The 2,861-nt window shown below is 68.2% G+C and carries 4 protein-coding genes; all 4 read right to left on the bottom strand.

The features are described from left to right. The coding region (locus AC2W7M_RS23185) for a Na/Pi symporter (RefSeq protein WP_486135266.1) at positions 1-838 on the bottom strand (838 nt) is incomplete at its 3' end. 177 nt (positions 839-1,015) lie between these two features. After that, on the bottom strand, positions 1,016-1,684 hold the full coding sequence (locus tag AC2W7M_RS23180) for a hypothetical protein (protein WP_486135264.1): 669 nt from the start codon (positions 1,682-1,684) through the stop codon (positions 1,016-1,018). A 38-nt stretch (positions 1,685-1,722) separates the two neighbouring features. After that, complete coding sequence (locus AC2W7M_RS23175; RefSeq protein ID WP_486135263.1) at positions 1,723-2,229, bottom strand: ATP-binding protein; 507 nt, start codon at positions 2,227-2,229, stop codon at positions 1,723-1,725. Positions 2,230-2,265: 36 nt separating this feature from the next. Further along, positions 2,266-2,595 carry an STAS domain-containing protein gene (locus AC2W7M_RS23170; RefSeq protein WP_486135261.1) on the bottom strand — a complete coding sequence of 110 codons (330 nt, stop codon included), beginning with the start codon at positions 2,593-2,595 and terminating at the stop codon, positions 2,266-2,268. Between the last annotated feature and the right edge of the window lie 266 nt (positions 2,596-2,861).

The following is a 2,861-nucleotide window of genomic DNA, read 5'->3' as shown; positions in this document are numbered from 1 at the left end:
AGCCGTCCCGCGCCGCCGCCAGCGCCGCCTCGGGATCGCCGCCGGCCAGCGCCACGGCGATCCAGGCGCCCAGCAGCACAGTGCAGCCGATCGCCTTCACCAGGATGTGGACATAACAAAGCTGGCGCCCGGTTCCCTCCAGATCGCCCGACGACGCCAAGGTCGCCAGACCGGAGCCGAGATTGGCGCCGAGCACGATGAAGAAGGCGTCCTCCAGGCCGAGCAGGCCCACCTGAATCAGGGCCAGCGCCAGGATGGTGGGGGTGGAAGAAGACTGGCACAGCCCCGCCGCGGCCATGCCGATGGCGAAGCCCATCCAGGGCGCCATGCCATCTTGCAGCGCCTGCGCGATCATCGCCACGTCGAGATCGCGCGGGCCCTGCTTGATCAGGTCGAGCCCGAGCAGCGCCAAGGTCAGGCCGAGCGCCACCCACAGCCATTCCTTCAAGGCCGGCCGGCGATCGAGCTTGAAATGGAAGCCGAAGCCCACCAGCGCCAGGAGATAAAAGACCACCAGCCGGAAATCGAAGGCGGCGACGAACACCAGCGCCGCGGTGCCCACATTGCCGCCCGCCACCACCGGGATGGCGTCGCGGGTGGAGAACACGCCGCCGCGCACCAGATTGCCGCAGATCAGCGCCACCGCGTTGGAGGACTGGGTCGCGGCGCCGGCGACCATGCCGCTGACGAGGCCGGTGAGCGGCGAGCGCGTGGCGCTGCGCAAGAGCTGGCGCACCCGCCGGCCGGTGGCGCTTTGCAGGTGCCCCGACATGGTCTTCAGCCCGAAGAACAACAGGCCGAGCCCCGCCAGGATCTCCGCCAGAACCACCACCATCATGCAGACTTCCTCTTTTGGCCCACCCCCGGCTCCACCGGCCGGTCGTGCGCTCCCCCCACGACGCACCGCGCGCGCGGTGCGGCATTGCGCGCGCGGCCCGTGCCGGGCCACGCGGAGGGCGCAGTATGTGAAAATTCGATGTCGTTTGGACTACAGTTCAAAACACTTGATTTCGTTTTACATTGCGAACACAGAGCGGTGACGAACGCGCCCACGGACGATAGGGATGGATACTCCGCGCCGAGTCGTGGGAGGCCCCGGACGCGAGCGGCAGCTAACCCCCGCCGGACGGCACCGATTCGAGCGCGCCTCCCGGCAGCCCCCTGCCGATCTGCTGCACGTCATCCGGGCCTCGGCCTCGCTGAGGCCCGACGCGACGCGAACGGTCTGTGCCCCATAGTCGAACGAGATCATGCCGGTTTTCGCCACGCCGCCGAAAGGGAATGACGGGCCGAAACCTGCCCTCGAAGCGTCCAGCTTCAGATTGCGAATGTCCATGCCGCGATAGAGCTTTCGCCTGGAAAAGGGGCCGACGTGATAGGCAATCTCCAAATCGCGCCCTGCGACCGTCAGCGTCTCCGAGCCGAAGAGCATCCAGGCCAGGGCGTTGGCGGCGGCCACCCATCCGACCGCCCACGCGCAGAGCCAGAATGCCAGGAATGGATGGAACTCCTTGATCACCGCGCCCATTGTCGCGACGCCGGCGACGGTCCAGCCGCCCAGCCAGAACAGAAGAAACAGGATTGTACCGATCGGCCTCTGAGCCCTGATACGTAGGGTCTGGCCGGTGCGAGTCCGCTCGACCGTATACCGCGGTCCGGGCAATTTTTCGTAGCCGCCAGACATCCCGACGCCCCAAATGTCACTCTCTGATCATACTGATATCACGGGTCGAGGTCCGGAAACGGGGCTGGGTGCAAAGTGACAGAGGCGTATTTATCAACCGCCCTCAAGCACTCGAGCCGATCAGCCCTCCTCGTCCGCCTTCCCCACCAGGTCAGCCGGTTTTCGCCGTCGGCGCGCTCGTAGGAGAGGCTCTCCAGGAAGTTGCGCATGAGCTGCACGCCGTGGCCGCCGATCTTGGCGTCCTCGATGGAGGCGGGAACCGTCGGGTCGGCGAGGGTGGTCGGATCGAAGGGGACGCCGTTGTCGCGGATGCGCACGGCGATCCGGTCCTGCGGCGTGCGCCAGCATTCGATGCGGATGTCGGGGGCATGGTCCACGCCGACGAAGCCATAGGAGATGACGTTGGTGAGCGCCTCCTCGAGGCTCAGCTCCAGGCCGAAGCGCGCGGACTGCGGCCAGTCCCCGGCCTCGGCGAGGTCGCCGAGCCAGGAGGTCGCCCGCCCGATCTCATCGATGCTCGCGTCGATCCGCAGCTCGGAAAGCACGGGACCGGCTGCGGGAGGGGATGTCATTTCAGGAACTTAGGCCGGCCCACCGCCGGGAACGAGGGTCCCCGCCCGGCCGACCGCTTCCTCCCGCGTCGCCACGATGGCGATCAACTGGTCGACGCCGGTCGAGCGCAGCACCTTTTCCACCTGCGGATCGCAGCCGTAAAGGATCATGTGCCCGTTGCGGCGGGTCAGCGCCTTGGCGTTGGCGAGCAGCAGGCGGATGCCGATGGAGGCGAGGAACGTCACGCCGCTGAGGTCCACCACCATCACGCTGGCCTCGCGCGCCGCCGCCGCGAACTGGGCCTCCACGGCCCCGGCGCCGGCAATGTCCAGCCGCCCCGCGAGAGCCGCGAGCGTCACCTGGTTGCCGAGCTCGTCGTCTCGATCTTCATAACCGCATCGATCTCCCGGGAGGGGGCTGAGCTGTTGTGGCCAGGGCGCCCATGCGCCCCCAGCCGGAACCGTCCATACTCTAGTGTGCGATCCGGCCGGATGGAACCACCGTTTGGCGCGATCCCCCGGTCCGATCGCCGGTCACACCGCCTCGCCCTCGCTGGCCGCGGCGGCGTGGGTCGCCTCGCCGCGCAGGGTGCCGCGGCCGGCGAGCGCATACATCGCCGCGCCCG

The sequence above is a fragment of the Xanthobacter sp. BG11Y11_SDJG genome, from assembly GCF_057364445.1.
The sequence above is the reverse complement of the archived record's forward strand: the minus strand, read 5'-3'. Positions and strand labels throughout refer to the sequence as shown.